Source organism: Pseudomonas sp. 910_21, from assembly GCF_052850735.1.
This window is the reverse complement of the sequence record NZ_VXCY01000003.1, coordinates 694,821-721,097: the sequence shown is the minus strand read 5'-3', so window position 1 is coordinate 721,097 and position 26,277 is coordinate 694,821. Positions and strand designations below refer to the sequence as shown.

Here is a 26,277-nt window from a genome sequence, read left to right as displayed (position 1 = left end):
GGCGGCTTTCGGGCACAAAAAAGCCGACGCTGATGCGTCGGCTTTTCAATGGGCTTCTACAAAGGCTCAACCGCGCTTGTAGACAATCTCCTTGGTGCCGGCTTCGCAGGAGCCAACCACTTTGCCGTCAGCCGCCGCGCCTTTGTCGACCACTTCCAGCGAATAATGGGTGGCGCCCTTGGCATCGATCTTCGCGGCGATCTCGCTTTTCAGCTCTTCGCACGGCTTGCCGGCGGCAAGGGCAGTTCCCGCAAGACTCAACAAAGCAGCAGCTAATACTAGTTTTTTCATCGGTCACATTCCCTGGTCGGATCAAAAGAGGCGGCGTTGAAGCCAGCCTGACAGAGGCTCAAGACAGTTGTAGCGCTTTGCCACTTCCTATGGCACTCGGCCAGCGCACAAGTTCCAGAGCCTAGCCCAAGCTTTCAACTATTGGCAATCCGGAAACCTACCTTGAGGGTGACCTGGAAATGCGCCGCTTTACCGTCCTTGATATGACCCCGGGTTTCGGTCACTTCGAACCACTCCAGGTGCTTGATGCTCTTGTGCGCCTCGGCCAGCGCGTTGTTGATTGCCTCTTCGATGCTGTTCGGCGACGAACCCACCAGTTCGACTTTCTTGTAGGTGTGATGATCGGTCATGGCGCTCTCCTTTTTAGCTGTGAAATACAGCCTAGCAGTGATTTTTCTTATTACTTGGGGCGCCAATGCCAAGGGGTAAGTTCAGATTTTCTGCACTTTCCCAACAGGCCGCAGTCGGAACCTACACAGCCTATTCATCACCCCGCAGGAGAGCCGACATGGCCAACACCTCGTTACGCAAAGCCTCACTGGAAAGTATGGAAGCCGAGATCGAAAGCCTGCTCAAATCCCTGGAAAGCCTCAAGGACGATGCGACTGACGAATCGCGCAAAACCCTCAAGGCCCTCAAGGGCAACGCCGAGAGCGCGCTGAAGCACTCGCGCAGCCTGCTCAGCGATGCCTATGAAGAAGTCAAAGTCAAAACCCGTGAAACCGGGATCGCCACCCGCGACTACGCCCAGGAACATCCCTGGACCACCGCAGGTGTGGCCGTCGGCGCCATTGGCCTGTTGGCTGCCTACCTGCTGTGCAAGCGCGGCAACTAAAGCGCCTGGCGCAGTTCGTTTTTCAACCACTGCGCCAATTGCCGGGCGCGCCCATCGGCGGCGCGCTTGGGTAACCACAGCGCCAGTTGCCCCGGGGTGTCGGAAAACCCCCACGGGGCAACCAGCCTGCCCGCCAGCAAGTCTTCAGCCACCAACGGCTCTGGAGCGATTGCCACGCCCAGCCCGGCCACGGCCGCTTCCAGCAAGTAATACAAGTGCTCGAAACCCTGCCCGTACTTCAGCCCCTCGGCGCTGATTCCGTTGTGCCGTGCCCAACTGGGCCAGGCCTGTGGGCGCGAGGTGGTGTGCAGCAACGATTCTGCCGCCAGGGCCGCCGCCGGCGCTTCGCGCAAGCGCGAATAACCGGCATAGCGCGGGCTGAGCACCGGCCCGATTCGCTCGCTGGCCAGCTCATAGACCTGCATGTCCGCCGGCCAGGGGGGCTCGGCAAACACCAGCAAGGCATCCAGGCCCGGGCGCCGGGGGTCCAGGTCTCCTTCACCGGCGGAGAGGTGCAGGCGCAGGTCTGGCAAGTCGGCGTTCAGGCGCCCCAGGCGCGGAATCAGCCAGCGCGCCAGCAGGCTGCCGGAGCAGCCGAGAACGAAGGGGGCATCGGCACTGCCCCGTGTCAGTTCGCCACAGACGTCCCGCAGACGCTCGAAGGCCTCGCTGCTGGCATCGCGCAGGCGAATCCCAGCATCTGTGAGTTTAATGCCACGGCCATCCTTGACGAAAAGGCTCAGGCCCAGGTGCTCTTCCAGCACCTTCAACTGCCGGCTGACCGCGCCGTGGGTCACGTGCAGTTGTTCGGCAGCCTGGCTGACACTGTTGAACCGGGCAGTGGCTTCGAAGGCCCGCAGGGCATTCAGGGGGGGCAGGTCGCGGCTCATGGAATAGGTGAGTTTTCCTGACAAGTTGCGGCGATCTTATCGGTTTTCAGGGTCCAGTGTCAGGGGTAGAGTGGGCTCCATTGTCCTTCCACGATTTTGTCATTCCACACACTTCCCCGGGAGCGCTCCAATGACCCAGTCCCAATTGCGTAATGGTCCTGACGACAACGGCCTGTTTGGCGCGTTCGGCGGCCGTTATGTGGCAGAAACCCTGATGCCGCTGATCCTCGACCTGGCCCGTGAATACGAAAAGGCCAAGCAAGATCCCGAATTTCTCAAGGAACTGGCCTACTTCCAGCGCGACTACGTCGGCCGCCCGAGCCCGCTGTACTTCGCCGAACGCCTGACCGAACACTGCGGCGGCGCGAAGATCTACCTCAAGCGCGAAGAGCTGAACCACACCGGCGCGCACAAGATCAACAACTGCATCGGCCAGATCCTCCTGGCCCGGCGCATGGGCAAGAAACGCATCATCGCCGAGACCGGCGCCGGCATGCACGGCGTGGCCACCGCCACCGTGGCCGCGCGTTTTGGCCTGGATTGCGTGATCTACATGGGCACCACCGACATCGAGCGCCAACAGGCCAACGTGTTCCGCATGAAGCTGCTGGGCGCCGAAGTGATCCCGGTCGTGGCCGGCACCGGCACCCTGAAAGACGCGATGAACGAAGCCCTGCGTGACTGGGTGACCAACGTCGACAGCACCTTCTACCTGATCGGCACCGTGGCCGGCCCGCACCCGTACCCGGCCATGGTCCGCGACTTCCAGGCAGTGATCGGCAAGGAAACCCGCGAGCAGATGCAAGCCCAGGAAGGCCGCCTGCCGGACAGCCTGGTGGCGTGCATCGGCGGCGGCTCCAACGCCATGGGCCTGTTCCATCCGTTCCTCGACGATAAAAGCGTGCAGATCATTGGCGTTGAAGCCGCCGGCTACGGCATCGAGACCGGCAAGCACGCCGCCAGCCTGAACGGCGGCGTACCGGGCGTGCTGCACGGTAACCGCACCTTCCTGCTGCAGGACGACGATGGCCAGATCATCGACGCCCACTCGATTTCCGCCGGCCTCGACTACCCCGGCATCGGCCCGGAACACGCCTGGTTACACGACATCGGCCGCGTCGAATACACCTCGGTGACCGACGACGAAGCCCTGGCCGCATTCCACCAGTGCTGCCGTCTGGAAGGCATCATCCCGGCCCTGGAAAGTGCCCACGCCCTGGCCGAGGTCTTCAAGCGCGCACCGACCCTGCCCAAGGATCACCTGATGGTGGTCAACCTCTCGGGCCGTGGCGACAAAGACATGCAGACCGTCATGCACCACATGCAACAGTCCCAGCAGGAGAAACACTGATGAGCCGCCTGCAAACCCGCTTTGCCGAGCTGAAACAACAGAACCGCGCCGCCCTGGTGACCTTCGTCACCGCGGGTGACCCGAACTACGACACCTCCCTGGCGATCCTCAAGGGCCTGCCCGCGTCGGGTGCCGACGTGATCGAACTGGGCATGCCCTTCACCGATCCGATGGCCGACGGCCCGGCGATCCAGCTGGCCAACATCCGGGCCCTGGGGGCCAAGCAAAACCTGGCGAAAACCCTGCAGATGGTCCGCGAGTTCCGCGAAGGCAACCGCGACACGCCGCTGGTGCTGATGGGCTACTTCAATCCAATCCACCACTACGGCGTGCCGCGCTTCATCGCCGACGCCAAGGCAGCCGGTGTCGATGGCCTGATCGTGGTGGACATGCCGCCGGAACATAACAGCGAGCTGTGCGACCCGGCCCAGGCCGCCGGCATCGACTTCATCCGCCTGACCACCCCGACCACCGACGATGCGCGCCTGCCGAAGGTGCTCGCCGGCAGCTCCGGTTTTGTCTACTACGTCTCGGTAGCCGGGGTCACCGGTGCCGGTGCCGCCACCCTGGAGCATGTGGAAGAGGCCGTGACCCGCCTGCGGCGCCACACCGACCTGCCGATCAGCATCGGTTTCGGCATCCGCACCCCGGAGCAGGCCGCCGCCATCGCCCGTCTGGCAGACGGCGTGGTCGTGGGCTCGGCGCTGATCGACCACATCGCCAATGCCGAGTCTTCCGAGCAAGCGGTGGATGGCGTCCTGAGCCTGTGCGCAGCCCTCTCCGAAGGCGTACGTCAGGCTCGGGTCAGCTGAAGGTAAAGACCAAACCGCAAGATCAGGGGGGGCGCAACCAAGGTTGCGCCCCCTTTTTGCATTGTGTGCACGAGGAATCACCGGCCCCTTAGAACCCCGTCAGATCCAGCGACCGCATGGCCCCCATCCAGATCGCATGATCGGTGTGATCCAGCAAATCGTCCCCGGTATCCGGGTGCAGGAACACCACCAGCCCCTGGCGATTGAGGGCCAGCCACGGCACTACCTGGGCAAACACCTCGGGGGCGAACGCCAACTGGCAACTCCAGTCTGGATGGGGCCCCACCGGCCGCTCGTGGACCCGGCCCATTTTCAGGTCAAACAGCTGCGCGGCCTGCTCGCACAAGGCCCGCGCCTGGTCGATGGTGCTGGCGTCAAAGTAGACGTGGGCGTGATAGCCCTTGATCCGTTGCATGCAAACCCTCGCGATAAAAGACGAACCCTGAAGGTTCCCTGCCAATGACCAGCGCTGCCTGTGCCAGAAAGACCGAGCGCCATGAAAACACCCTAAACCGCTGATCGAGCGAAGGCGCCATGGTGCCACGACTCCTCCAGGATCGGTTGCGCCAAGGCCGCCTACAAGGCAATGGACGGCAACGACAGCCCCTTGAGGGATTGGGCGCTGCCGGCCTGCTCGCTCATCAGCCAGTCGACGAAACGCTGGATCAACGGGCCACGGCGCTTACGCTGGGGCAGCACCACGTAGTAGCCATAGCGGGAGATCAGGGTCTCGGCGATGGGCCGGCACAGCAGGCCCTGCTCCAGCAGGTTGTCCACCAGATGACGCCAGCCAATGGCCACGCCCTGGCCGCCGATGGCCGCCTGGATCAGCAAGGTGTAGTTGTCGAAACGCAATTGCCCGGGGGCCGGGGCGCTGGCCAGGCCCAGCTCGCGAAACACCCCGCTCCAGTCGAACCAGTGGCTGCTGTTCTCGCCCCGCAGGTGCAGCAGTGGCAACTCCGGCAGGGAATGCACAGACAAGGGCGCGGCGCGGTCCCTGAGCAGCAACGGGCTGCACACCGGAAACACTTCTTCGCTGAACAGCCAGCGACTTTCGCCGTGCTTGAAACGCCCATCGCCGAACAGCACCGCCACGTCGATATCGCTGCGCAGCATGCTGTGACTGCGTTCACTGGTCACCAGGCTGACGTCCACCTGGGGGTTGGCCTGATGAAAGCGATGCAGGCGCGGCATCAGCCAATAGGCGGCAAAGGCGAAGTCCGTGGCCACCTGCAGCACCTCGTGCTGATGCTGCTGGCTGAGGGCACTGAGGCCGGCATCGATGCTCTGCAAACCAAGCTGCACCTGTTCCAGTAGCAAGGCGCCGGACTCGGTCAGTTCGATACCGCGGTAGATCCGGTCGAACAGGCGCACGTTCAACCGCTCCTCCAACCGTTTGATCTGCTGGCTGATGGCCGGCTGGGTCGTACCCAGTTCCACCGCTGCAGCGGTGAAGCTGCGCAAACGGGCCGCTGCTTCAAACACCCGGAGCAGGTCCAGGGACAGGTCACCAAGGGCTTCATACATAAGCTGTGCTTATCCTAGTCATTGCCGTGCATGGGCTTTACCGCCAAAGACATGGAATCCATGCTCGATTGCAGCACTTTCGCATAACCATCGACTATGGAATGCCGCGAATCCATGAAGCGCAAGAACATTCTTTTCATCATGGCCGACCAGATGGCCGCGCCCTTGCTGCCGTTCTACGGTTCATCGCCGATCAAGCTGCCGCACCTCAGCCGCCTGGCCGCCCAGGGCGTGGTGTTCGATGCCGCCTACTGCAACAGCCCGCTGTGCGCACCGTCGCGCTTTACCCTGGTCAGCGGGCAGTTGCCGAGCAGGATCGGCGCCTATGACAACGCCGCGGACTTTCCCGCCGACGTGCCCACCTACGCCCACTACCTGCGGCGCCTGGGCTACCGCACCGCGCTGTCGGGCAAGATGCACTTCTGCGGCCCGGATCAGTTGCACGGTTATGAAGAGCGCCTGACCACCGATATCTACCCCGCCGACTACGGCTGGGCAGTGAACTGGGATGAGCCCCAAGTGCGTCCCAGCTGGTACCACAACATGTCCTCGGTGCTGCAGGCCGGGCCCTGCGTGCGCACCAACCAGCTGGATTTCGATGAAGAGGTGGTGTTCAAGGCCCAGCAGTACCTGTTCGACCATGTCCGCGAGGACGGCGACCAGCCGTTCTGCCTGACGGTGTCCATGACCCACCCCCACGATCCCTACACCATTCCCAAGGCCTTCTGGGACCTGTACCGCGACGACGAAATCCCACTGCCCCAGACCCCACCGCAAAGCGAACTGGACCCACACTCCCAGCGCCTGCTCAAGGTCTACGACCTGTGGGGCAAGCCTCTGCCTGTGGATAAGATCCGCGATGCGCGACGGGCCTACTTCGGCGCCTGCAGCTACATCGACAGCAACGTCGGCAAACTGCTGCAGACCCTGGAAGACACCGGGCTGACGGACGACACCCTGATCGTGTTTTCCGGCGACCACGGTGACATGCTCGGAGAGCGTGGCCTCTGGTACAAAATGCACTGGTTCGAAATGGCCGCTCGGGTGCCGCTGTTGATCTGCGCACCGGGGCAGTTCGCCGCCGGGCGAGTCAGCGCGGCCGTCTCCACCGCCGACCTGCTGCCGACCCTGGTGGAACTGGCCGGCGGCCGCGTAGAGGCGGACCTGCCCCTGGACGGCCGCTCCCTGGTCCCCCATCTGCTGGGGCAGGGCGGCCACGATGAGGTGTTCGGCGAATACATGGCCGAAGGCACCATCAGCCCGCTGATGATGATTCGTCGGGGCGCCTACAAATTCATCTACAGCGAAGACGACCCCTGCCTACTCTTCGATGTAGCCAACGACCCGCAGGAGCACCGCGACCTCAGCCAGTCGGCCGAGCATCGAGCACTGTTCGACGCTTTCCTCGCCGAAGCCCGGGCCAAGTGGAACATCCCCACCCTTCACCAACAGGTCCTGGCCAGCCAGCGCCGGCGCCGCCTGGTGGCCGACGCACTGGGCCGGGGCACGCGCAAGAGCTGGGATCACCAGCCGCTGGTAGATGCCAGTGCGCAATACATGCGCAACCACATCGACCTCGACGATCTGGAGCGCAAGGCTCGTTATCCACAACCCTGCCAAAACCAATAATCCAAGGGGAAGAGCATGCAAAAGTTATCCACAGCGCTGGCAGTCGGGTTCCTGGCTCTGGGCAGCACAACCGTCTGGGCCGACTCGTGCGCAACCGTGAAGATGGCCGATCCGGGCTGGAGCGACATCGCCGCCACCAACGCCATCGCCAGCTTTCTGCTAGACGGCATGGGCTACAAAGCCAAGATCGACACCCTGGCGGTGCCGATCACCTACGGCGGCCTCAAGGACGGCCAGGTGGATGTGTTCCTGGGCAACTGGATGCCGGCGCAGCAGGGCTTCTACGACAAGTTCGTGGCCAATGGCGAGGTGATCCAGCTGGCGAAGAACCTGGAAGGCACCGAGTTCACCCTGGCGGTTCCGGACTACGTGTGGGACGCCGGGGTGCATGACTTTGCCGACCTGAGCAAGTTCGCCGACAAGTTCGACAAGAAGATCTACGGCATCGGCTCCGGTGCTCCGGCCAACCTGTCGCTGCAGGAGATCATCAAGCACAACGAGTTCAGCCTCGGCCAGTGGAAGCTGATCGAATCCAGCGAGCAGGCGATGCTCGCCGAAGTGTCCCGGGCCACGAAAAAACAGCGCTTCGTGACCTTCCTCGGCTGGACCCCGCACCCGATGAACGTGCAGCTGAAAATGCATTACCTGACCGGGGGCGAGAAGTACTTCGGCGCCAGCGGCAGCGTCTTCACCCTGACCCGCAAGGGTTATGCACAGGCCTGCCCGAACGTCGGCAAGCTCCTGGCCAATCTGCGGTTCACCCAGGACATGGAGAACGCCATCATGGCCGAGGTGGTGAACAAGAAGGTCAGCAACGCCGACGCCGCCAAGGCCTGGATCAAGGCCAACCCGGCGGTGCTGGAACAGTGGCTGGAAGGGGTCCGGACCATCGATGACAAAGAGGCCCTGGCGGCGGTGAAGAGCAAGCTGTAGCCCGAGGTGCCCCGGCCATTCGCCGGCAAGCCGGCTCCTACGGGATGAGGGGCCGGCCTCGCCACATGCCCAAGGCTGGACAATGCTTTACCCTGACCCCCCCTGAATCTACCCACCCGTGAGGAACCATGGCCTGGCCCAACCGCCATTCACTCCTGCCCTTTCTGAGCTGGCTGCCACGGCAGACCCGGGCCAGCGTTGGCCGGGATCTGCTGGTGGGCCTGAGCGGCGCGATTCTCGCCCTGCCGCAATCCATCGCCTATGCGCTGATCGCCGGCCTGCCGCCGGAGTACGGGCTGTACGCGGCCATAGTCCCGGTGCTGATCGCCTGCCTCTGGGGCTCGTCCTGGCACCTGATCTGCGGGCCCACGGCAGCGATCTCCATTGTTCTGTATGCCAGCGTCAGCCCTCTGGCGGTGCCGGCATCCGAGGACTACATCACCCTGATCCTGCTGCTGACCCTGCTGGCGGGGATCTTCCAGTGGCTGTTGGGGCTGCTGCGCTTCGGCGCCCTGGTGAACTTTGTCTCGCATTCGGTGGTGCTGGGCTTCACCCTCGGCGCAGCGGCGGTGATCGCCCTGGGGCAATTGCCCAACCTCCTGGGCCTGGACCTGCCGAACCAGGCCACCGCCCTCAATAGCCTGACCTCACTGCTGGAACACCTGGACGCTGTGGACAAGCCTTCGCTGTTGCTGGGGCTGGGCACGCTGATCGTCGGCCTCGGCCTGAAGCTGCTGGCGCCACGCTGGCCCAGCCTGTTGCTCAGCCTGGTCCTCAGTGCGCTGGTGGTCTGGCTGCTGCCGGGGGTGTTCGGCCACGTCAAGCTGGTCAGCGCCTTCGTGGGCCGGCTACCGCCCTTGAGCCCGTTGCCACTGGACCTGGAACTGATCCTGCGGCTGCTGCCCAGTGCCGTGGCGGTGGGGATGCTGGGGCTGGTGACCAGCCTGTCGATTGCCCGCTCACTGTCGGCACGTTCGGAACAACTGCTGGACGCCAACCAGGAAGTCCGCGCCCAGGGCCTGTCGAACATGCTGGGGGCATTTTTCTCCGGCTACCTGTCCTCCGGCTCCTTCACCCGCTCGGGCTTGAGTTATGAAGCCGGTGCCCGCTCGCCCCTGGCCGGGGTGTTCTCGGCGCTGTGGGTGGCGCTGTTCGCGGTGGCCGGCGCCGGGCTGATCGCCCATATCCCGATTCCGGCCATGGCCGGGAGCATCCTGCTGATCTGCTGGGGCCTGGTGGATCATCGGGGCATTCGCGCGCTGTTCCGGGTCAGCCGCGCCGAATTCGTGGTAATGAGCCTGACCTGCATCGCCACCTTGCTCCTGGAGTTGCAGACGGCGATCTATGCCGGGGTCCTGGCGTCGCTGTTCTTCTACCTCAAGCGCACCTCCCAACCCCGGGTGCAGCATTCCAGCGAGGGCGATGAAGACATCCTGCGGGTGGGCGGCTCGATCTTCTTTGGCGCCAGCCATTACCTGCAGGTGCGCATGCAACGCTGCCACGCACCGAAACTGGTGATCGACGCCCGGCAGATCAACTTCATCGACTATTCAGGGGTGGAGATGCTGCATCAGGAGGCGCGCCGACTGAAACGCCAGGACCGCAGCCTGACCCTGCGCCGGGCACGGCAGACGGTGAAAGAGGAGCTGATCAAACTCGAAGGGCCGGAGCACTGCCCGATCCACTTCGAAGACTGAACCCGCAGGCGCCTTGCCCACGGTCGACGTAGGAGCCGGCTTGCCGGCAAAGAGGACCTTGAGCCTGGCGCCAGCCCTGAAGCCGCTTTCGCTGGCAAGCCAGTTCCTACGCGGGGGTTACTGCGCCAACTGGCGACGCAGTTCGGCCAGCACCGGGGCGCTGTCCGGGCGCACGCCACGCCACAGGTAGAAGGCTTCCGCCGCCTGTTCGGCCAGCATGCCCAAGCCATCCAGCACCAACGCCGCGCCATGTTCACTGGCCCAACGGCAGAACGGCGTCGGCTCCTTGGCGTACATCATGTCGTAGCACACCGTCTTGCCCGGTTCGATCAGGCTGCTGGCAATCGGCGGCAAGTCCCCCGACAGGCTGGCGGAAGTGGCATTGATGATCAGGTCCACCGACTCCTCCAGCCAGTCAAAGCCGCTGGCCGACACCGGCCCCAAATCGGCGAACAGTTCCGCCAGCAACTCGGCTTTTTCCACGGTGCGGTTGGCAATCACCACCGACGCTGGCCGCTGCGCCAACAGGGGCTCCAAGGCTCCACGCACGGCGCCACCGGCCCCCAGCAGAAGGATGCGCTTGCCTTTGAGGCTGACCCCGGCGTTCACCGTCAGGTCGCGTACCAGACCGGCACCGTCGGTGTTGTCCCCCAACAGGCGGCCGTCGGCCTGCTTGCTCAGGGTATTCACCGCACCAGCCCGCTGCGCACGCTCGGTCAGGCTGTCGCACAGGCGATAGGCGTCTTCCTTGAACGGCACTGTGACGTTGGCACCACGGCCCTGGACGAAGAAACTGCGGGCAGCGCCGGCGAAGTCGTCCAGGGGCGCCAGCAGGGTGTTGTATTCCAGCTGCTGGCCGGTCTGCTGGGCGAACAGCCGATGAATCAGCGGCGACTTGCTGTGGCCGATCGGATTACCAAAGACAACGTACTGATCCATCTCTCATCCCATTTGCTCAACACACACTGCCAGGAACCGCGTCCGCCTTGAAGGCCTCTTCGCCGGCAAGCCGGCTCCTGCACAGCGGGTGCGGTTTAGTTGCTGGCCGCCAGCCAGTCGCGGTCTTGCAGGAAGTACTCGGTCAGGCGCGCCTCTTCTGTGCCCGGCTCGGCCTTCCAGTCGTAGCCCCAGCGCACTTGCGGCGGCAGCGACATGAGGATCGATTCGGTGCGACCGCCCGATTGCAGGCCGAACAGGGTGCCACGGTCGTAGACCAGGTTGAACTCGACGTAGCGACCGCGGCGGAACTCCTGGAACTCGCGCTGCTGCTCGGTGTAGGCGGCAGCCTTGCGGCGCTGGACGATGGGCAGATAGGCCTCGATGTAGGCATCGCCGATGGCGCGCATGAAGGCGAAGCTGGTGTCGAAGTCCCATTCGTTGAGGTCGTCGAAGAACAGGCCGCCGATGCCCCGCGGTTCGTTGCGATGCTTGATGTGGAAATAGCTGTCGCACCAAGCCTTGTAGCGTGGATAGACGTCGGCACCGAACGGCGCACAGGCGCGCTCGGCAACCCGGTGCCAGTGCACGCAGTCATCGATGTTGCCGTAGTAGGGGGTCAGGTCGAACCCGCCACCGAACCACCAGACCGGCTCTTCACCTTCCTTCTCGGCGATGAAGAAACGTACGTTGGCGTGGGAAGTCGGCACATGGGGATTGTGGGGGTGGATCACCAGGGACACGCCCAGGGCCTCGAAACCCCGGCCGGCCAGTTCCGGACGGTGGGCACTGGCCGAAGGTGGCAGACCGCTGCCGAACACATGGGAAAAGTTGACCCCGCCCTTTTCGATCACTGCACCGTCGCCGATCACCCGGGTGCGTCCGCCACCGCCGGCAGGGCGGGTCCAGGCGTCCTCGATAAAGCGTGCGCCGCCGTCTTCGGTTTCCAGTGCAGCGCAAATGCGGTCTTGCAGGTCGAGCAGGTAGGCTTTTACGGCCTCGGTGCGGGTAGTCATGGCATCACCTTGAATCGGGCAAAGCTACGCGGCGCTAGGGATGGAGCAGGGGACGCGCGCAAATGGGCGCGTAGCATAACACCGCGTCGGGGCGCTCCGCAGTTGACGAAGGTCAAGCACAGGAGTCCGATAGAGCACTTTCACGACACGACCAAGGAGAGAGTGCAGATGGCCAAACGTATCCAGTTCCGCGCCCATGGCGGCCCCGAAGTACTCGAGTATGTGGATTACCAGCCCGGCGAACCTGGACCACAACAGGTTCGCGTCAGCAACAAGGCCATCGGCCTGAACTTCATCGACACCTATTTCCGCAGCGGCCTGTATGCCCCGCCGGCGCTGCCGTCCGGCCTGGGCGCCGAAGGCGCCGGGGTGGTGGAGGCCGTGGGCAGCGCGGTGACGCGCTTCAAGGTGGGTGATCGCGTGGCCTATGGCAGCGGCCCACTGGGCGCCTACAGCGATGTGCATGTACTGCCGGAAGCCAACCTGGTGCACCTGCCGGAGGCCATCAGCTTCGAGCAGGCGGCCGGGGTGATGCTCAAGGGACTGACCGTGCAGTACCTGCTGCGCCAGACCTATGAACTCAAGGGTGGCGAAACCGTACTGTTCCACGCCGCAGCGGGGGGCGTCGGTTCCCTGGCCTGCCAGTGGGCCAAGGCCCTTGGGGTAAAACTGATCGGTACCGTCAGTTCACCGGAAAAGGCCGCCATCGCCAAAGCCCTCGGCGCCTGGGAAACCATCGACTACAGCCACGAAGACGTAGCCAAGCGCGTGCTGGAACTGACTGATGGCAAGAAATGCCCGGTGGTTTACGACGGTGTCGGCAAAGACACCTGGCTGACCTCCCTGGATTGCCTGGCACCGCGCGGGCTGATGGTCAGCTTCGGCAACGCCTCGGGAGCGGTGGACGGGGTGAACCTGGGGATTCTCTCGGCCAAGGGTTCGCTGTACGTGACCCGGCCGACCCTCGCCAGCTACGCCAACAATGCCGAAAACCTGCAGCTCATGGCCGACGATCTGTTCGGCATGATTGCCAGCGGCAAGCTGAAGATCGAGATTGGCCAGCGCTTCGCCCTGGCGGACGCGGCCAAGGCCCATATCGAGTTGTCGGCACGGCGTACGACCGGCTCGACCGTGTTGTTGCCTTAAACGCTTTCGCCGGCAAGCCGGCTCCTACAGATCATCGTGGGAGAGGGCTTGCCGGCGAAGCGGTTCAGGAAGGCCGCACCACCTTGCCGGTGGCCAGATCCCGAATCAGGCTCGGGTTCTTGCGCCCGCCCAGGCTGCCGGTGAGCACCAGATCCAGTTGCCCACGGAAGTACTGCTCGATACGAAGCCGCGTACGCGCCGCCGGCCGTCCCTGGGGATTGGCCGACGTGGAAATCAACGGCCCCACCAAGGCGCACAGTTCACGTACCAGCGGATGGTCGCTGACCCGCAGCGCTACCGTGTCATGGACCCCGGTCACCCACTCCGGCAGCAGGTTCTGATGGGGCACCAGCCAGGTATTGGGCCCCGGCCAGGTGCTGGCCATGCGCTCGATCCAGGTATCCGGGAAATCCTCGAAGAGGAAATCGAACTGGTGGATGTTGTCGGCGATCAGGATCAGGCCCTTGTCCACCGACCGTGACTTGATTGCCAGCAGGCGATCCACCGCCTCTTCATTCCACGGATCGCACCCCAGGCCCCAGACCGCTTCGGTTGGATAGGCAATCACCGCCCCTGCGCGAACCTCTCGTGCGGCTTGCTGCACACGCCAACTGCTGACCATTGCCGAATCTCCAGATAAAAGCTGTGCGCAGTTTACCGATCCTGCCTATAAAACCTAGCTCAGACGCGCAAACCAGCGGCCGTTTTCATTGACTGCCCGAGCCTCGATTTCAAGCTCAGTCAGCGCCGCCAACACCCGGGGCAGGGACCAGCCGCTGGCAAGCGCCAGGGCCTCGCTGCTGTGGGGGGCCGCCTGGAGCAGGGCCAGCAGCGGATGTTCACTGACCTCCACCGGCGCCGCAGCGGGCGGCGGCAGGTGTTGCCAGCCTCGCAGGGTTTCCAGGATGTGCTGCACGCTTTCCACCAGCACCGCGCCGTCACGGATCAGTTGGTGACAGCCTCGGGCACCGGGGTGATGAATCGAACCGGGGATCGCGTACACCTCGCGGCCCTGCTCGGCCGCCAGACGGGCGGTGATCAGCGAGCCACTGGCGACACTGGCTTCCACCACCAGTACCCCCAGGGACAGGCCACTGATGATCCGATTGCGCCTGGGGAAGTGCTCCGGACGTGGTCCGGTGTCCAGGGGGAACTCGGAAATCACTGCGCTGCCCTGGTCGATCATCGCCCTGGCGAGGGCCCGATGCCGCTGTGGATAACAATTTTCCAGGCCCGTGCCCAACACGCCCACAGTACGCCCCCCAACGTCCAGGGCCGCCTGGTGCGCAGCGCCATCGATTCCCAGGGCCAGGCCGCTGGTGATTACGAATCCGGCGGCGGCCAGACTCCGGGAAAACGCTGCGGCCGTGTCCAGTCCCGGACGCGAAGCCCGACGGCTGCCCACCAGCGCCAGCTGCGGCCGTTGAAGAATCGACGGATCGCCGGCCACGAACAACAGCGGTGGCGCATCCTCCAGTTGCGCCAGCAGCGGGGGATAGTCGGGCTGGTCCCACATCAGCAAATGCTGGGCCTGGTTGTCTATCCAGGCCAGTGCGCGGCGGGCGCCCTCCCGGACTTCGACGCTGCGCCGGGCATCGCTACAGGCCGTCGGCAAACCCAGGGAGTGCCAGGCGCGGGCCGGCGCACTGAGGGCCTTGGAGGCTGAACCGAAGGCCTGGAGCAAACGCCCAAAGCGCATGGCCCCCAGGGCGGGCAGGCCATGCAAACGTAAACGGGCTTCCAGTTCCGCGGGGGAAATGGCAGCACTGATCGAGTGCGACATGGATCATCCTTGATCGTCATCGGTCCGGCGAAAGCCGGAACAAGCTGTGGATAAGTCTGTTGGTAACTTGTTGAGGAAAGGTGTGTTGCTGCACCGTGGGCGCGATCTATCAACCTCGGCCATGCTCTGCCCGGCAATCCGTGCAGCCAACCGCAAGCCCGCCAATCAGGCCTGACGCAGCCGCTTGCAGGTCCGACCGATGGCGGTCCAGCCCAAGAGCAGCAAGGCGAACAGACATTTCCTCAGGGGCTGAATCCCTTTATTATGTGCGTTCGCGTAAAACGCCAGAGCCTGCACGGCTCGCTCCTTTGCAGAGCACGTTTTGCATCGGCGGCCCAGGTCCAGGACCTGCCAGGACGCCGACTCCGCCCTTACTTCACACGTGTAGCAATTACGCTTATGGCCATTTTAAACATCCTCGAATTCCCCGATTCGCGCCTGCGCACTATCGCCAAACCAGTGGCCGTAGTGGACGACGAAGTGCGTCAGTTGGTCGATGACATGTTTGAAACAATGTATGAGGCCCCAGGCATTGGTCTGGCGGCGACCCAGGTCAACGTGCACAAACGCGTCGTGGTCATGGACCTGTCCGAAGATCGCAGCGAGCCCCGGGTGTTCATCAACCCCGAGTTCGAAGCCCTAACCGACGAGATGGACCAGTACCAGGAAGGCTGCCTTTCGGTACCGGGTTTCTACGAGAACGTCGACCGTCCGCAGCGGGTCAAGATCAAGGCTCTGGACCGCGACGGCCAGCCCTATGAGCTGATCGCCGAAGGTTTGCTGGCGGTGTGCATCCAGCACGAATGCGACCACCTGAACGGCAAGCTGTTCGTCGACTACCTGTCCACGCTCAAGCGTGACCGGATCAAGAAGAAGCTGGAAAAGCAGCATCGCCAGCAGGCTTGATGACCGTCTTGCAAAGGCTTGCTACGGCAAGCCTTTTTCTTTTCCGCATGTTTAACATCGAGAATTCCCATGACTGAGCCACTGCGCATCGTCTTTGCCGGCACCCCCGAATTCGCCGCCGAACACCTCAAGGCCCTGCTCGACAGCCCTTACCAGATTGTCGCGGTCTACACCCAGCCGGACCGTCCGGCGGGGCGCGGGCAGAAGCTGATGCCAAGCCCGGTCAAACAGCTGGCCCTGGAGCACCAGATCCCGGTGCTGCAACCGCCCACCCTGCGCAATGCCGAGGCCCAGGCCGAACTGGCGGCGCTCAAGCCGGACCTGATGGTGGTGGTGGCCTACGGCCTGATCCTGCCTCAAGTGGTGCTGGATATTCCGCACCTTGGCTGCATCAACAGCCACGCCTCCCTGCTGCCGCGCTGGCGCGGTGCCGCGCCGATCCAGCGCGCCGTAGAAGCCGGTGACGCGCAAAGCGGGGTGACCGTGATGCGCATGGAAGCCGGCCTGGACACCGGGCCGATGCTGCTCAAGGTCAGCACCCCGATCAGTGCCCAGGACACCGGCGGCAGCCTGCACGACCGTCTGGCCGAACTGGGCCCGCCCGCGGTGCTGCAAGCCATCGAAGGCCTGGCCGCCGGCACCCTGGAAGGCGAAGTCCAGGACGACAGCCTGGCCACCTACGCCCACAAGTTGAACAAGGACGAAGCGCGCATTGACTGGAACCGTCCAGCCGTAGAGCTGGAGCGTCTGGTCCGGGCCTTCAATCCCTGGCCGATCTGCCACAGCATGCTGAATGGCGAAGCCCTGAAAGTCCTGGCCGCCACTCTGAGCGAAGGCACAGGCGTCCCGGGGGAAATCCTCGGCGCCAGCAAGGACGGCCTGATCGTCGCCTGCGGTGAACAGGCGCTGTGCCTGACCCGTCTGCAACTGCCCGGGGGCAAGGCGCTGAACTTCAGCGACCTGTTCAACAGCCGCCGCGAGAAATTCGCCATCGGCACCGTCCTCGGCCAGACGGCGGACGCCCAATGAACCCGCGCCTGGCCGCCGCCAAGGCACTGACTGCGGTCCTCAACGGCAAGGCCTCGCTCAACAGCTCGCTGCCGATCCAGCTGGACAAGGTCGAGGTCCGTGATCGCGGCTTCACCCAGGACCTGGCGTTCGGCACCGCACGCTGGCAGCCCCGGCTGTCGGCGCTGGCGACCAAGCTGCTGCAGAAGCCGTTCAAGGCCGCCGACGCCGATGTCGAGGCGCTGCTGCTGGTGGGGCTCTATCAGTTGCTCTACACCCGAGTGCCGGCCCACGCCGCCATCGGCGAAACCGTGGGCTGCGCCGACAAATTGAAAAAACCCTGGGCCAAGGCCCTGCTCAACGCCGTGCTGCGCCGTGCCCAGCGTGAAAGCGAGTCCCTGTTGGCCGAGCTGGAACATGATCCGGTGGTGCGCACCGCCCACCCACGCTGGCTGCAGAAATCCCTCAAGGCCTTCTGGCCCGAGCAGTGGGAGGCCATCTGCGCCGCCAACAACGCCCACCCGCCGATGATCCTGCGGGTCAATCGCCGTCACCACTCCCGGGATGCCTACCTGAAGCTGTTGAGCGAAGCCGGGGTTGCGGCCAAGGCCTGCGTCTACAGCCAGGACGGTATCGTCCTCGACGAAGCCGGTGATGTGCGCAGCCTGCCAGGCTTTGCCGAAGGCTGGGTCAGCGTCCAGGACGAAGCCGCACAACTGGCTGCCGATCTGCTGGAGCTGGCCCCGGGGCAACGGGTGCTGGACGCCTGCTGCGCTCCGGGCGGCAAGACCTGTCACATCCTTGAAGTGCAGCCGGAGCTGGCCGCTGTGGTGGCAGTGGACCTGGAAGCCAAGCGCCTGGTGCGGGTGCGGGAAAACCTCGACCGCCTGGGGCTCGATGCCCAACTGATCGCCGCCGACGGCCGGGATACCCAGGCCTGGTGGGACGGCAAGCCGTTCCAGCGCATCCTGCTGGACGCTCCCTGCTCGGCCACCGGGGTGATTCGTCGCCATCCGGATATCAAGCTGACTCGCCAAGCCGAAGACATCGCCGCCCTGGCGCAATTGCAAGGCGAACTGCTGGACGCCATGTGGCAAGCCCTGGAAGTGGGCGGCATCCTGCTCTACGCCACCTGCTCGACCCTGCCCACCGAGAACACCGAAGTGATCGAGGCCTTCCTGGCCCGCACCCCGGGTGCTCGTGAATTGGACATCGGCGGCCAACTGGGGCAGCCTGCGGCCGGCCTCAAGCAGCCTCACGGGCGCCAGTTGCTGGCGCAAGAAGGCGGCCACGATGGCTTCTACTACGCCAAGCTGATCAAGATCGCCGCGGCTCGCGGCTAAACGGTTTTAAGGGAGTGACTGGATGAAAATCATCATCCTCGGCGCCGGGCAAGTGGGCGGCACGCTGGCGGAACACCTGGCCAGCGAAGCCAATGACATCACCGTGGTGGACACCGACGGCGAACGCCTGCGCGACCTCGGCGATCGCCTGGACATCCGCACCGTGCAGGGCCGCGCCTCATTCCCGACGGTGCTGCGCCAGGCCGGCGCCGACGACGCCGACATGCTGGTGGCGGTCACCAACAGCGACGAAACCAACATGGTCGCCTGCCAGGTTGCCCACACCCTGTTCCACACCCCGACCAAAATCGCCCGGGTACGCGAGGCCGCCTACCTGACCCGCGCCGGGCTGTTCGACAACGACGCGATCCCGGTGGACGTGCTGATCAGCCCCGAACAGGTGGTGACCAACTACATCAAGCGCCTGATCGAACATCCCGGCGCCCTGCAGGTGATCGACTTCGCCGAGGGCAAGGCGCAACTGGTGGCGGTCAAGGCCTACTACGGCGGCCCGCTGGTGGGCCAGCAATTGCGCCAGTTGCGCGAGCACATGCCCAATGTCGATACCCGAGTGGCGGCGATCTTCCGTCGCGACCGGCCGATCATGCCCAAGGGCGATACGGTGATCGAGGCCGACGACGAAGTGTTCTTCATCGCCGCCAAGGCCCACATCCGCGCGGTGATGAGCGAGATGCGCCGTCTCGAAGAGTCCTACAAACGCATCGTCATCGCCGGTGGCGGGCAGATCGGCGAGCGCCTGGCCGAGGCCATCGAAAGCCGCTATCAGGTGAAGATCATCGAGATGAACCCGGCCCGCTGCCGCTACCTGTCCGACACCCTGGACAGCACCGTGGTGCTGCAGGGCAGCGCCTCGGACCGCGATCTGCTGCTGGAAGAGAACATCGCCGACGCCGACATCTTCCTGGCGCTGACCAACGACGACGAGGCCAACATCATGTCCTCGCTGCTGGCCAAGCGCCTGGGGGCGAAGAAGGTCATGACCATCATCAACAACCCGGCCTATGTCGACCTGATCCAGGGCGGCGATATCGACATTGCCATCAGCCCGCAACTGGCCACCATCGGCACCCTGCTGGCCCACGTGCGCCGCGGCGATATCGTCAGCGTGCACTCCCTGCGGCGCGGTGCGGCGGAAGCCATCGAGGCCATCGCCCACGGCGACGCCAAGTCGAGCAAGGTGATCGGCCGCGCCATCGAGAACATCGGCTTGCCACCAGGGACCACCATCGGCGCGATCATTCGCGATGAAGAAGTGCTGATCGCCCACGACGACACGGTGATCGAAGCCGGCGACCACGTGATCCTGTTCCTTGTGGATAAAAAACACATTCGCGACGTGGAGAAACTGTTCCACGTCGGCCTGAGCTTCTTCTGACGCGCTGCGCCAGCCAACGATGAGGAATCGCTGATGCTTGAATCGCTGGAAAAAATGCTCGCCAAGGGTGTGGATAACGCCCTGCTGCGCTTTGGTCTGGGCAAGGGCTATCTGGATCAGGCCGAGTACGCCAAGGCTGTTGAGCATCTGCAACGCTGTGTGGCCTTCGATCCCAAGTATTCAGCGGCCTGGAAGCTGCTGGGCAAGGCTTGCCAGGGGCAGGGCGACCTTCAAGGGGCGCGCCAGGCCTGGGAGCAGGGGCTGGAGGCCGCCCGCGGCCATGGCGACAAGCAGGCGGAAAAGGAAATGACCGTGTTCATCAAGAAGCTCGAGCGCCAAGCCGGGGCCTGAGCACCAGTCGCTCCTGCTCAGAGATAGCGCAGGGCGATCCCTTCCGCATCCACTTGCACCACTTCCATGCGCACCCGTGGCGCGATCACCGGCAGGCCTTGCACCTGGCCATAGACCACCGCGCCCTTGGGCAGTGTTGCCAGGGCCGGGCTTTGCACATAGACGCCGCTGGCAGACAGGTTGCGGGTCTGCCCCAGGCATTCGCCGATGCTCTCGTGGGAAATCTTGATACGGAACGACTTGCGGTGCTCGGACATCATCTGCGCCCTTGTTCTGTGTGCTGTGGATAACGCCCTACGCGAGGTTATCCACAGATCGTGCCAGCTCAGTCAGTACCAGCGCGCCTCACCCGGCGGGCGCTTCTTGAAGCGTTTCATGCTCCACATGTACTGGCTCGGGTACGCCCCGACATAGCGTTCGACCACCTTGCTCATGGCCGCACAGGAGGTTTCGGTGTCGGTGCTGTACATGTCTTCCGGGGCCGCTTCGAGGATCACCTTGTAGCCCGAACCGTCCGGCAGGCGCAGGGCGTGAAGGAAAACCCCCACCGCCTTGCCGCCGGCCAGCATGTTCGGCACGAACTTGCTGGTGAGCGCCTGGGTGGCGAAGAAGGGGACGAAGATCCCCGCGGATTCGGCCGGTTCCGGGTCGGCGGGAATGCCCACCGCACCGCCTTTGCGCACTTCCTTGATGACGCTGAGGATGCCTTCCTTGGTGGAGGCCGCCACGCGGTTGCCCAGTTGGACCCGCTGCTTGCGCAGCAACTCGTCCACCGCCTTGAGCTTGGGCGGACGATAGAAAATGATCGGTTTGCACTGGCTGCAATAGAAGTGGTTGAGCACTTCCCAGTTGCCCAGGTGGCTGGTGATGCCGACCACGCCCTTGCCCGAGGCCAGGGCATCCTTGAGTACGTCCAGGCCCTCGACCTCGCGCACCAGGGCGATGGAGCGCTCCGCCGGCCAGATCCAGGCGCAGGCGCTTTCGGTCAGGGACTTGCCGATGTCTTTCAGGCTCTGGCCCACCAGACGCTCGCGCTCGGCGGGGTCCATCTGTGGAAAACACTTGGCCAGGTTGATGCGCACTACGTCGCGGGAACGGTTGGGGGTCTTCCACATGATCCAGCCGATGGCCGCGCCGACCGCCTGCACCGCGCGCCAGGGCAGCAGGGCAAACAACCGCAGAGCACCCACCAGCAGGGCGCCTTTGAACTTATCCACAAATGACTCCTGATCTGTCGGTCATGACCTAGTCGCAGCCGGCTATTCTAACCGCGCGTTGGCGAGGATGGCGTAGCGATCACAATCCTGCGTGTGATCCATGACCATGCCCGAGGCTTGCATCAGCGCGTAGCAGATGGTCGGGCCAACGAAGGTGAAACCGGCTTTCTGCAGGCCGCGGCTCATGGCTTCGGCCTCCGGGGTCACCGCCGGGACTTCGCTGCGGTCGCGGAAATGATTGATCTTGGGCACGCCGCCGACGAAGGACCAGAGAAAGGCCACCGGGTCTTCCAGCTCCAGCCAGGCCTGGGCATTGCGCCGGGCGGCGTTGAGCTTGAGGCGGTTGCGGATGATGCCCGGGTCCTGCATCAGGTCCTCGATCTCGGCATCGCTCATCTGCGCCACGCGCTGCACATCGAAGCCAAACAGCACCTGGCGATAACGCTCGCGTTTCTTCAGTACGGTGATCCAGGACAGGCCGGCCTGGAACCCTTCGAGCAATAACAACTCGAACAGACGCTGCCCATCGCGCAGCGGCACGCCCCACTCCTGATCGTGATAAGCCATGTACAGCGGATCTTCGGAACACCAAAAGCAGCGTGGCATAAGGCTCCAGGGGGCGTGCGCAGGACTGAATCGGGTATACTCCCGCTCCTTAAATCGCAGCCCAAGTAACAGGTGAATTTCGTGAGCCAGCCTACGCCAGCCGTGCGTACCTTCCAAGACTTGATCCTCGCCCTCCAGCAATACTGGGCCGAGCAAGGTTGTGTGGTACTTCAGCCCTACGATATGGAAGTAGGCGCCGGCACTTTCCACACCGCAACCTTCCTGCGGGCCATCGGCCCGGAAACCTGGAACGCCGCTTATGTGCAGCCCAGTCGTCGCCCGACTGACGGCCGCTACGGCGAAAACCCCAACCGCCTGCAGCACTACTACCAGTTCCAGGTGGTCTTGAAACCCAACCCGGAGAACTTCCAGGAGCTGTACCTGGGTTCCCTGAAGCACGTGGGCCTGGACCCGCTGGTGCACGACATTCGCTTCGTCGAGGACAACTGGGAATCGCCGACCCTGGGCGCCTGGGGCCTGGGCTGGGAAGTCTGGCTCAACGGCATGGAAGTGACTCAGTTCACCTACTTCCAGCAAGCCGGTGGTATCGAGTGCTACCCGGTGACCGGCGAGATCACCTACGGCCTGGAACGCCTGGCCATGTACCTGCAGGGCGTGGATTCGGTGTACGACCTGGTCTGGGCCGACGGCCCGTTCGGCAAGGTCACCTATGGCGATGTGTTCCACCAGAACGAAGTGGAGCAGTCGACCTACAACTTCGAACACGCCAACGTCGAGAAGCTGTTCGAACTGTTCGATTTCTACGAAAGCGAAGCCAAGCGCCTGATCGAACTGGATCAGCCGCTGCCGTTGCCGAGCTATGAAATGGTGTTGAAGGCCTCCCATACCTTCAACCTGCTGGATGCCCGCCGTGCCATCTCGGTTACCGCGCGCCAGCAATACATTCTGCGTGTCCGCACCCTGGCGCGTTCCGTTGCGCAAGCCTACCTGCTGGCCCGTGCCAAGCTGGGCTTCCCGATGGCGACCCCGGATCTGCGTGATGAAGTGTTGGCTAAGCTGGAGGCGGCACAATGAGTGCGCAAGATTTTCTGGTTGAACTGGGCACTGAAGAACTGCCACCCAAAGCCCTGAACACCCTGGCCGAAGCCTTCCTGGCCGGCATCGAGAAAGGCCTGCAGAGCGCCGGCCTGAGCTTTCAGGCCAAGCATGTCTACGCCGCGCCACGGCGCCTGGCGGTGCTGATCACCCAGCTGGACACCCAGCAGCCGGATCGCAGCATCAACCTCGACGGCCCGCCACGCCAGGCGGCCTTCGACGCTGAAGGCAACCCGACCCAGGCAGCCCTGGGCTTTGCCAAGAAGTGCGGCGTCGAACTCAGCGAGATCGACCAGAGCGGCCCGAAACTGCGCTACAGCCAGAGCATCAAGGGCAAGCCGACCGCCAGCCTGCTGCCGACCATCGTCGAAGACTCCCTGAACGACCTGCCGATTCCCAAGCGCATGCGCTGGGCCGCGCGCAAGGAAGAGTTCGTGCGTCCGACCCAATGGCTGGTGATGCTGCTGGGTGACGACGTCATCGACTGCACCATCCTTGCCCAGAAGGCCGGCCGCGACTCCCGTGGTCACCGCTTCCACCACCCGGACAGCGTGCGCATCACTTCGCCAGCGAACTACCTCAACGACCTGCGTGCCGCCTACGTGCTGGCCGACGCCAACGAGCGCCGCGAGCTGATCAGCAAGCGCACCGCGGAACTGGCAACCCTGCAAGAAGGCACGGCGATCGTCCCGGCAGACCTGCTGGACGAAGTCACTGCTCTGGTGGAATGGCCGGTGCCGCTGGTGTGCTCGTTCGAGGAACGCTTCCTCGAAGTGCCGCAAGAAGCCCTGATCACCACCATGCAGGACAACCAGAAGTACTTCTGCCTGCTGGACGTGGACGGCAAACTGCTGCCGCGTTTCATCACCGTGGCCAACATCGAGAGCAAGGACCCGCGCCAGATCATCGAGGGCAACGAGAAAGTCGTGCGCCCACGCCTGACCGACGCCGAGTTCTTCTTCAAGCAAGACAAGAAACAGAAGCTCGAAGACTTCAACCTGCGCCTGCAGAACGTGGTGTTCCAGGAAAAACTCGGCAGCGTCTACGACAAGGCCGAGCGGATTTCCAAGCTGGCCGCCTTCATCGCGCCGCGCATTGGCGGCGACGCTCAGCGCGCAGCCCGTGCCGGCCTGCTGTCCAAGTGCGACCTGGCCACCGAGATGGTCGGCGAGTTCCCGGAGATGCAAGGCATCGCCGGCTACTACTACGCCCTCAATGACGGCGAGCCGGAAGATGTGGCCCTGGCCCTCAACGAGCAGTACATGCCACGTGGCGCTGGCGCCGAGCTGCCAAGCACCGTGACCGGTGCCGCCGTGGCCATCGCCGACAAGCTGGACACCCTGGTGGGGATCTTCGGCATCGGCATGCTGCCCACCGGCAGCAAGGACCCCTACGCCCTGCGTCGCGCGGCCCTAGGCGTGCTGCGTATCCTCATCGAGAAGAAGTTCGACCTCGACCTGAACGACGCCGTGGCCTTCGCCGTCAGCGCCTTCGGCAGCAAGGTCAAGGCCGCCGGCCTGGCCGACCAGGTGCTGGAGTTCATCTTCGATCGTCTGCGTGCCCGCTACGAAGACGAAGGCGTGGATGTGGCCACCTACCTGTCGGTACGTGCCCTGAAGCCGGGCTCGGCCCTGGACTTCGACCAGCGCGTGCAAGCCGTGCAGGCCTTCCGCAAGTTGCCGGAAGCCGCCGCCCTGGCCGCCGTGAACAAGCGCGTGTCGAACCTGCTGAGCAAGATCGAAGGCAATGTGCCGACCACCGTCGAAGCCAAGTACTTCGACAACGCCAACGAGTTCTCCCTGTACTCGGCGATCCAGCAGGCGGACCAGGCGGTACAGCCCATGGCCGCAGCTCGTCAATACAGCGAGACCCTGGCCCGCCTGGCCGCCCTGCGCGAACCGGTGGACGCCTTCTTCGAAGCGGTGATGGTCAATGCCGAGGACGCCAAGGTGCGGGCCAACCGCTATGCGCTGCTGGCGCGTTTGCGGGGCCTGTTCCTGGGTGTGGCGGACATTTCGGTACTGAGCTGATCAGGTAAGGAACTGCTGTGAAACTGCTGATACTCGACCGTGACGGCGTGATCAATCACGACTCCGATGCCTACATCAAATCGGTGCAGGAGTGGATTCCACTCCCCGGCTCGATCGAAGCCATTGCGCAGTTGAGCAAGGCCGGCTGGACGGTGGCGATCGCCACCAACCAGTCCGGCATCGCTCGCGGCTACTACGACCTGGCCACCCTCGACGCCATGCACGCGCGCCTGCGCGAGCTAGTGGCGGAGCAGGGCGGCGAGGTCGGGCTGATCGTCTATTGCCCCCATGGCCCCGACGAAGGGTGCGCCTGCCGCAAACCGAAACCGGGCATGCTGCGAACCATTGCCGAGCATTACCAGGCAGATCTGACAGGTCTATGGTTTGTCGGTGACAGTCTCGGTGACCTGGAGGCCGCAAAAGCCGTCGACTCTCAGCCAGTATTGGTAAAGACCGGGAAAGGCGAAAAGACTCTGGGGAAAACCCTGCCGGTAGGCACCTTGATTTTTGACGACCTGGCGGCCGTTGCCGCTGAACTTATCCACAATTAGGCCCCTTCTGGCATCCTGACCAAGGACTGTTCGGGAGAGCGCTTTTTAACAGGCGGGCAAGCCCGCAATGGTAAATGCCGCTATGTCGATCCTGCAGGCCATCAGAACCTTCTTCTTTTACCTGCTGTTGGGCACCAGTTCCTTGCTGTGGTGCTCCCTGAGCTTTTTTATCGCGCCGTTCCTGCCATTCAAGGCGCGCTACCGCTTTATCAACGTCTACTGGTGTCGCTGCGCGCTGTGGCTGACCAAGGTATTTTTGAACATTCGCGTGGAAGTGAAGGGCGCTGAAAACGTCCCCGAGCGGCCATGCGTGATCGTCTCCAATCACCAGAGCACCTGGGAGACCTTCTTCCTCTCGGCCTACTTCGAGCCGCTGAGCCAGGTCCTCAAGCGTGAGTTGCTGTATGTGCCGTTCTTCGGCTGGGCCATGGCCATGCTGCGCCCCATCGCCATCGACCGGGACAACCCCAAGGCGGCCCTCAAGCAGGTGGCAAGCAAGGGCGACGAGCTGCTCAAGGACAATGTCTGGGTGCTGATCTTTCCGGAAGGCACCCGCGTGCCCTATGGCACCGTCGGCAAGTTCTCCCGCAGTGGCAGCGCCCTGGCGGTGAACGCCGACCTGCCGGTGCTGCCAGTGGCCCACAACGCCGGCAAGTTCTGGCCGAAGACCGGCTGGGCCAAGCGGCCCGGTACCATCACCGTGACCATTGGCGCCCCCATGTACGCCGAAGGCAGCGGCCCGCGAGCCATCGCCGAGCTTAACGACCGGGTAGCCGCCTGGAACGAACAGGCCCAGCGGGATATGGGCTCATTGCCACCATTGGCGACTTCCACGGATAAGATTGCTGTATGAGCTTCTGTGGATAACCTGTGTACGACTATTCGTACAACGGCTGAAATCGACGTATAAATCACTGATTTATATGTATATTTCCTAAGCTAATAAAATGTGGAAAAACGTGCATAA

28 protein-coding genes are annotated in these 26,277 nt (G+C 63.7%); 16 read left to right on the top strand and 12 right to left on the bottom strand.

What is annotated here, in order from left to right:
- Positions 1–66: 66 nt before the first annotated feature.
- Entirely contained in the window at positions 67–291 is a 225-nt protein-coding gene (locus FW796_RS13360; protein WP_102862460.1) for a DUF1161 domain-containing protein, read from the bottom strand.
- Positions 292–425: 134 nt separating this feature from the next.
- On the bottom strand, positions 426–641 hold the full coding sequence (locus FW796_RS13355; protein WP_016965134.1) for a dodecin: 216 nt from the start codon (positions 639–641) through the stop codon (positions 426–428).
- Positions 642–799: 158 nt separating this feature from the next.
- Between FW796_RS13355 and FW796_RS13350 the strand changes: the two genes are divergently transcribed.
- Complete coding sequence (locus FW796_RS13350; protein ID WP_346634683.1) at positions 800–1,126, top strand: DUF883 family protein; 327 nt, start codon at positions 800–802, stop codon at positions 1,124–1,126.
- Here FW796_RS13350 and FW796_RS13345 read toward each other — a convergent pair.
- A complete protein-coding gene (locus FW796_RS13345; protein ID WP_446439452.1) occupies positions 1,123–2,016 on the bottom strand; it encodes a LysR family transcriptional regulator in 894 nt (297 codons plus the stop codon). The two genes, FW796_RS13350 and FW796_RS13345, sit on opposite strands and share 4 nt — an antisense overlap.
- A gap of 130 nt (positions 2,017–2,146) precedes the next feature.
- Between FW796_RS13345 and trpB the strand changes: the two genes are divergently transcribed.
- The gene (gene trpB, locus FW796_RS13340) at positions 2,147–3,367 is read left to right on the top strand and encodes a tryptophan synthase subunit beta (RefSeq protein WP_346634685.1); all 1,221 of its coding nucleotides are present in this window, start codon (positions 2,147–2,149) and stop codon (positions 3,365–3,367) included.
- On the top strand, positions 3,367–4,179 hold the full coding sequence (gene trpA / locus FW796_RS13335) for a tryptophan synthase subunit alpha (RefSeq protein WP_446439451.1): 813 nt from the start codon (positions 3,367–3,369) through the stop codon (positions 4,177–4,179). The genes trpB and trpA overlap by 1 nt, the downstream gene beginning before the upstream one ends.
- An 88-nt stretch (positions 4,180–4,267) precedes the next feature.
- On the opposite strand, the gene FW796_RS13330 is transcribed toward trpA, so the two are convergent.
- Positions 4,268–4,594, bottom strand: a complete 327-nt coding sequence (locus FW796_RS13330) for a DOPA 4,5-dioxygenase family protein (RefSeq protein ID WP_346634687.1) — start codon at positions 4,592–4,594, stop codon at positions 4,268–4,270.
- Between the two features lie 161 nt (positions 4,595–4,755).
- On the bottom strand, positions 4,756–5,706 hold the full coding sequence (locus tag FW796_RS13325) for a choline sulfate utilization transcriptional regulator (RefSeq protein WP_346634688.1): 951 nt from the start codon (positions 5,704–5,706) through the stop codon (positions 4,756–4,758).
- A gap of 114 nt (positions 5,707–5,820) precedes the next feature.
- Here FW796_RS13325 and betC point away from each other — a divergent pair, with 114 nt between their 5' ends.
- The 3 genes from betC to FW796_RS13310 all read left to right on the top strand — a co-directional run bounded on the left by betC (position 5,821) and on the right by FW796_RS13310 (position 9,965).
- Positions 5,821–7,335 carry a choline-sulfatase gene (gene betC, locus FW796_RS13320; protein WP_446439450.1) on the top strand — a complete coding sequence of 505 codons (1,515 nt, stop codon included), beginning with the start codon at positions 5,821–5,823 and terminating at the stop codon, positions 7,333–7,335.
- A gap of 15 nt (positions 7,336–7,350) precedes the next feature.
- Positions 7,351–8,268, top strand: coding sequence for a choline ABC transporter substrate-binding protein (gene choX / locus FW796_RS13315; protein ID WP_446439449.1), 918 nt, complete (start codon positions 7,351–7,353; stop codon positions 8,266–8,268).
- A gap of 128 nt (positions 8,269–8,396) precedes the next feature.
- On the top strand, positions 8,397–9,965 hold the full coding sequence (locus FW796_RS13310; protein WP_446439448.1) for a SulP family inorganic anion transporter: 1,569 nt from the start codon (positions 8,397–8,399) through the stop codon (positions 9,963–9,965).
- Between the two features lie 117 nt (positions 9,966–10,082).
- On the opposite strand, the gene aroE is transcribed toward FW796_RS13310, so the two are convergent.
- Positions 10,083–10,904, bottom strand: a complete 822-nt coding sequence (gene aroE / locus FW796_RS13305; protein WP_346634692.1) for a shikimate dehydrogenase — start codon at positions 10,902–10,904, stop codon at positions 10,083–10,085.
- A 95-nt stretch (positions 10,905–10,999) separates the two neighbouring features.
- Positions 11,000–11,917, bottom strand: coding sequence for an oxygen-dependent coproporphyrinogen oxidase (gene hemF, locus FW796_RS13300; RefSeq protein WP_346634693.1), 918 nt, complete (start codon positions 11,915–11,917; stop codon positions 11,000–11,002).
- Positions 11,918–12,085: 168 nt separating this feature from the next.
- On the opposite strand from hemF, the gene FW796_RS13295 reads away from it, so the two are divergent.
- Positions 12,086–13,063 (top strand): NADPH:quinone reductase, encoded by a 978-nt coding sequence (locus FW796_RS13295; RefSeq protein WP_346634694.1) that lies wholly within the window; start codon positions 12,086–12,088, stop codon positions 13,061–13,063.
- Positions 13,064–13,127: 64 nt separating this feature from the next.
- Here the strand turns inward: FW796_RS13295 and FW796_RS13290 are convergent, their stop codons facing one another.
- Both FW796_RS13290 and dprA read right to left on the bottom strand, forming a co-directional pair.
- Complete coding sequence (locus FW796_RS13290) at positions 13,128–13,685, bottom strand: L-threonylcarbamoyladenylate synthase (RefSeq protein WP_446439447.1); 558 nt, start codon at positions 13,683–13,685, stop codon at positions 13,128–13,130.
- Positions 13,686–13,739: 54 nt separating this feature from the next.
- Positions 13,740–14,846 (bottom strand): DNA-processing protein DprA, encoded by a 1,107-nt coding sequence (gene dprA, locus FW796_RS13285; protein WP_446439446.1) that lies wholly within the window; start codon positions 14,844–14,846, stop codon positions 13,740–13,742.
- 399 nt (positions 14,847–15,245) lie between these two features.
- Here dprA and def point away from each other — a divergent pair, with 399 nt between their 5' ends.
- From def to FW796_RS13260, 5 genes are all read left to right on the top strand, one after another.
- Positions 15,246–15,752, top strand: coding sequence for a peptide deformylase (def, locus tag FW796_RS13280; RefSeq protein WP_102862442.1), 507 nt, complete (start codon positions 15,246–15,248; stop codon positions 15,750–15,752).
- 69 nt (positions 15,753–15,821) lie between these two features.
- Positions 15,822–16,781 carry a methionyl-tRNA formyltransferase gene (gene fmt / locus FW796_RS13275; protein WP_404937972.1) on the top strand — a complete coding sequence of 320 codons (960 nt, stop codon included), beginning with the start codon at positions 15,822–15,824 and terminating at the stop codon, positions 16,779–16,781.
- Positions 16,778–18,103 carry a 16S rRNA (cytosine(967)-C(5))-methyltransferase RsmB gene (gene rsmB / locus FW796_RS13270; protein WP_404937971.1) on the top strand — a complete coding sequence of 442 codons (1,326 nt, stop codon included), beginning with the start codon at positions 16,778–16,780 and terminating at the stop codon, positions 18,101–18,103. The genes fmt and rsmB overlap by 4 nt, the downstream gene beginning before the upstream one ends.
- Positions 18,104–18,125: 22 nt before the next feature.
- Positions 18,126–19,499: a Trk system potassium transporter TrkA gene (gene trkA, locus FW796_RS13265; RefSeq protein ID WP_011058408.1), complete on the top strand. Its 1,374-nt coding sequence runs from the start codon at positions 18,126–18,128 to the stop codon at positions 19,497–19,499.
- Positions 19,500–19,529: 30 nt separating this feature from the next.
- Positions 19,530–19,850 (top strand): tetratricopeptide repeat protein, encoded by a 321-nt coding sequence (locus tag FW796_RS13260; RefSeq protein ID WP_167365710.1) that lies wholly within the window; start codon positions 19,530–19,532, stop codon positions 19,848–19,850.
- Between the two features lie 17 nt (positions 19,851–19,867).
- Here the strand turns inward: FW796_RS13260 and FW796_RS13255 are convergent, their stop codons facing one another.
- The 3 genes from FW796_RS13255 to tag form a co-directional block, all read right to left on the bottom strand.
- Positions 19,868–20,107: a PilZ domain-containing protein gene (locus FW796_RS13255; protein WP_346634699.1), complete on the bottom strand. Its 240-nt coding sequence runs from the start codon at positions 20,105–20,107 to the stop codon at positions 19,868–19,870.
- Between the two features lie 72 nt (positions 20,108–20,179).
- A complete protein-coding gene (locus FW796_RS13250) occupies positions 20,180–21,067 on the bottom strand; it encodes a lysophospholipid acyltransferase (protein ID WP_123723722.1) in 888 nt (295 codons plus the stop codon).
- Between the two features lie 42 nt (positions 21,068–21,109).
- Positions 21,110–21,673, bottom strand: a complete 564-nt coding sequence (tag, locus tag FW796_RS13245) for a DNA-3-methyladenine glycosylase I (RefSeq protein WP_123723721.1) — start codon at positions 21,671–21,673, stop codon at positions 21,110–21,112.
- An 81-nt stretch (positions 21,674–21,754) separates the two neighbouring features.
- Between tag and glyQ the strand changes: the two genes are divergently transcribed.
- The 4 genes from glyQ (at position 21,755) to FW796_RS13225 (ending at position 26,163) form a co-directional block, all read left to right on the top strand.
- On the top strand, positions 21,755–22,708 hold the full coding sequence (gene glyQ / locus FW796_RS13240; protein WP_003177094.1) for a glycine--tRNA ligase subunit alpha: 954 nt from the start codon (positions 21,755–21,757) through the stop codon (positions 22,706–22,708).
- Positions 22,705–24,759, top strand: coding sequence for a glycine--tRNA ligase subunit beta (gene glyS, locus FW796_RS13235; RefSeq protein ID WP_123723720.1), 2,055 nt, complete (start codon positions 22,705–22,707; stop codon positions 24,757–24,759). Before glyQ ends, glyS begins: the two co-directional genes overlap by 4 nt.
- Positions 24,760–24,776: 17 nt before the next feature.
- Positions 24,777–25,310, top strand: coding sequence for a D-glycero-beta-D-manno-heptose 1,7-bisphosphate 7-phosphatase (gene gmhB, locus FW796_RS13230; RefSeq protein WP_346634700.1), 534 nt, complete (start codon positions 24,777–24,779; stop codon positions 25,308–25,310).
- Positions 25,311–25,392: 82 nt separating this feature from the next.
- Entirely contained in the window at positions 25,393–26,163 is a 771-nt protein-coding gene (locus FW796_RS13225) for a lysophospholipid acyltransferase family protein (RefSeq protein WP_102862434.1), read from the top strand.
- Positions 26,164–26,277: the final 114 nt, after the last annotated feature.

Excerpts from the sequence above, each read along its gene's own strand:
- aroE (WP_346634692.1), bottom strand. The coding sequence starts at position 10,904 with ATGGATCAGTACGTTGTCTTTGGTAATCCGATCGGCCACAGCAAGTCG.
- hemF (WP_346634693.1), bottom strand. The coding sequence starts at position 11,917 with ATGACTACCCGCACCGAGGCCGTAAAAGCCTACCTGCTCGACCTGCAA.
- def (WP_102862442.1), top strand. The coding sequence starts at position 15,246 with ATGGCCATTTTAAACATCCTCGAATTCCCCGATTCGCGCCTGCGCACT.
- trpB (WP_346634685.1), top strand. The coding sequence starts at position 2,147 with ATGACCCAGTCCCAATTGCGTAATGGTCCTGACGACAACGGCCTGTTT.
- rsmB (WP_404937971.1), top strand. The coding sequence starts at position 16,778 with ATGAACCCGCGCCTGGCCGCCGCCAAGGCACTGACTGCGGTCCTCAAC.
- trpA (WP_446439451.1), top strand. The coding sequence starts at position 3,367 with ATGAGCCGCCTGCAAACCCGCTTTGCCGAGCTGAAACAACAGAACCGC.
- fmt (WP_404937972.1), top strand. The coding sequence starts at position 15,822 with ATGACTGAGCCACTGCGCATCGTCTTTGCCGGCACCCCCGAATTCGCC.
- FW796_RS13310 (WP_446439448.1), top strand. The coding sequence starts at position 8,397 with ATGGCCTGGCCCAACCGCCATTCACTCCTGCCCTTTCTGAGCTGGCTG.
- choX (WP_446439449.1), top strand. The coding sequence starts at position 7,351 with ATGCAAAAGTTATCCACAGCGCTGGCAGTCGGGTTCCTGGCTCTGGGC.
- FW796_RS13350 (WP_346634683.1), top strand. The coding sequence starts at position 800 with ATGGCCAACACCTCGTTACGCAAAGCCTCACTGGAAAGTATGGAAGCC.
- trkA (WP_011058408.1), top strand. The coding sequence starts at position 18,126 with ATGAAAATCATCATCCTCGGCGCCGGGCAAGTGGGCGGCACGCTGGCG.
- FW796_RS13360 (WP_102862460.1), bottom strand. The coding sequence starts at position 291 with ATGAAAAAACTAGTATTAGCTGCTGCTTTGTTGAGTCTTGCGGGAACT.
- FW796_RS13345 (WP_446439452.1), bottom strand. The coding sequence starts at position 2,016 with ATGAGCCGCGACCTGCCCCCCCTGAATGCCCTGCGGGCCTTCGAAGCC.
- FW796_RS13295 (WP_346634694.1), top strand. The coding sequence starts at position 12,086 with ATGGCCAAACGTATCCAGTTCCGCGCCCATGGCGGCCCCGAAGTACTC.
- tag (WP_123723721.1), bottom strand. The coding sequence starts at position 21,673 with ATGCCACGCTGCTTTTGGTGTTCCGAAGATCCGCTGTACATGGCTTAT.
- dprA (WP_446439446.1), bottom strand. The coding sequence starts at position 14,846 with ATGTCGCACTCGATCAGTGCTGCCATTTCCCCCGCGGAACTGGAAGCC.
- FW796_RS13325 (WP_346634688.1), bottom strand. The coding sequence starts at position 5,706 with ATGTATGAAGCCCTTGGTGACCTGTCCCTGGACCTGCTCCGGGTGTTT.
- FW796_RS13255 (WP_346634699.1), bottom strand. The coding sequence starts at position 20,107 with ATGTCCGAGCACCGCAAGTCGTTCCGTATCAAGATTTCCCACGAGAGC.
- FW796_RS13355 (WP_016965134.1), bottom strand. The coding sequence starts at position 641 with ATGACCGATCATCACACCTACAAGAAAGTCGAACTGGTGGGTTCGTCG.
- FW796_RS13225 (WP_102862434.1), top strand. The coding sequence starts at position 25,393 with ATGTCGATCCTGCAGGCCATCAGAACCTTCTTCTTTTACCTGCTGTTG.
- FW796_RS13330 (WP_346634687.1), bottom strand. The coding sequence starts at position 4,594 with ATGCAACGGATCAAGGGCTATCACGCCCACGTCTACTTTGACGCCAGC.
- betC (WP_446439450.1), top strand. The coding sequence starts at position 5,821 with ATGAAGCGCAAGAACATTCTTTTCATCATGGCCGACCAGATGGCCGCG.
- FW796_RS13290 (WP_446439447.1), bottom strand. The coding sequence starts at position 13,685 with ATGGTCAGCAGTTGGCGTGTGCAGCAAGCCGCACGAGAGGTTCGCGCA.
- glyS (WP_123723720.1), top strand. The coding sequence starts at position 22,705 with ATGAGTGCGCAAGATTTTCTGGTTGAACTGGGCACTGAAGAACTGCCA.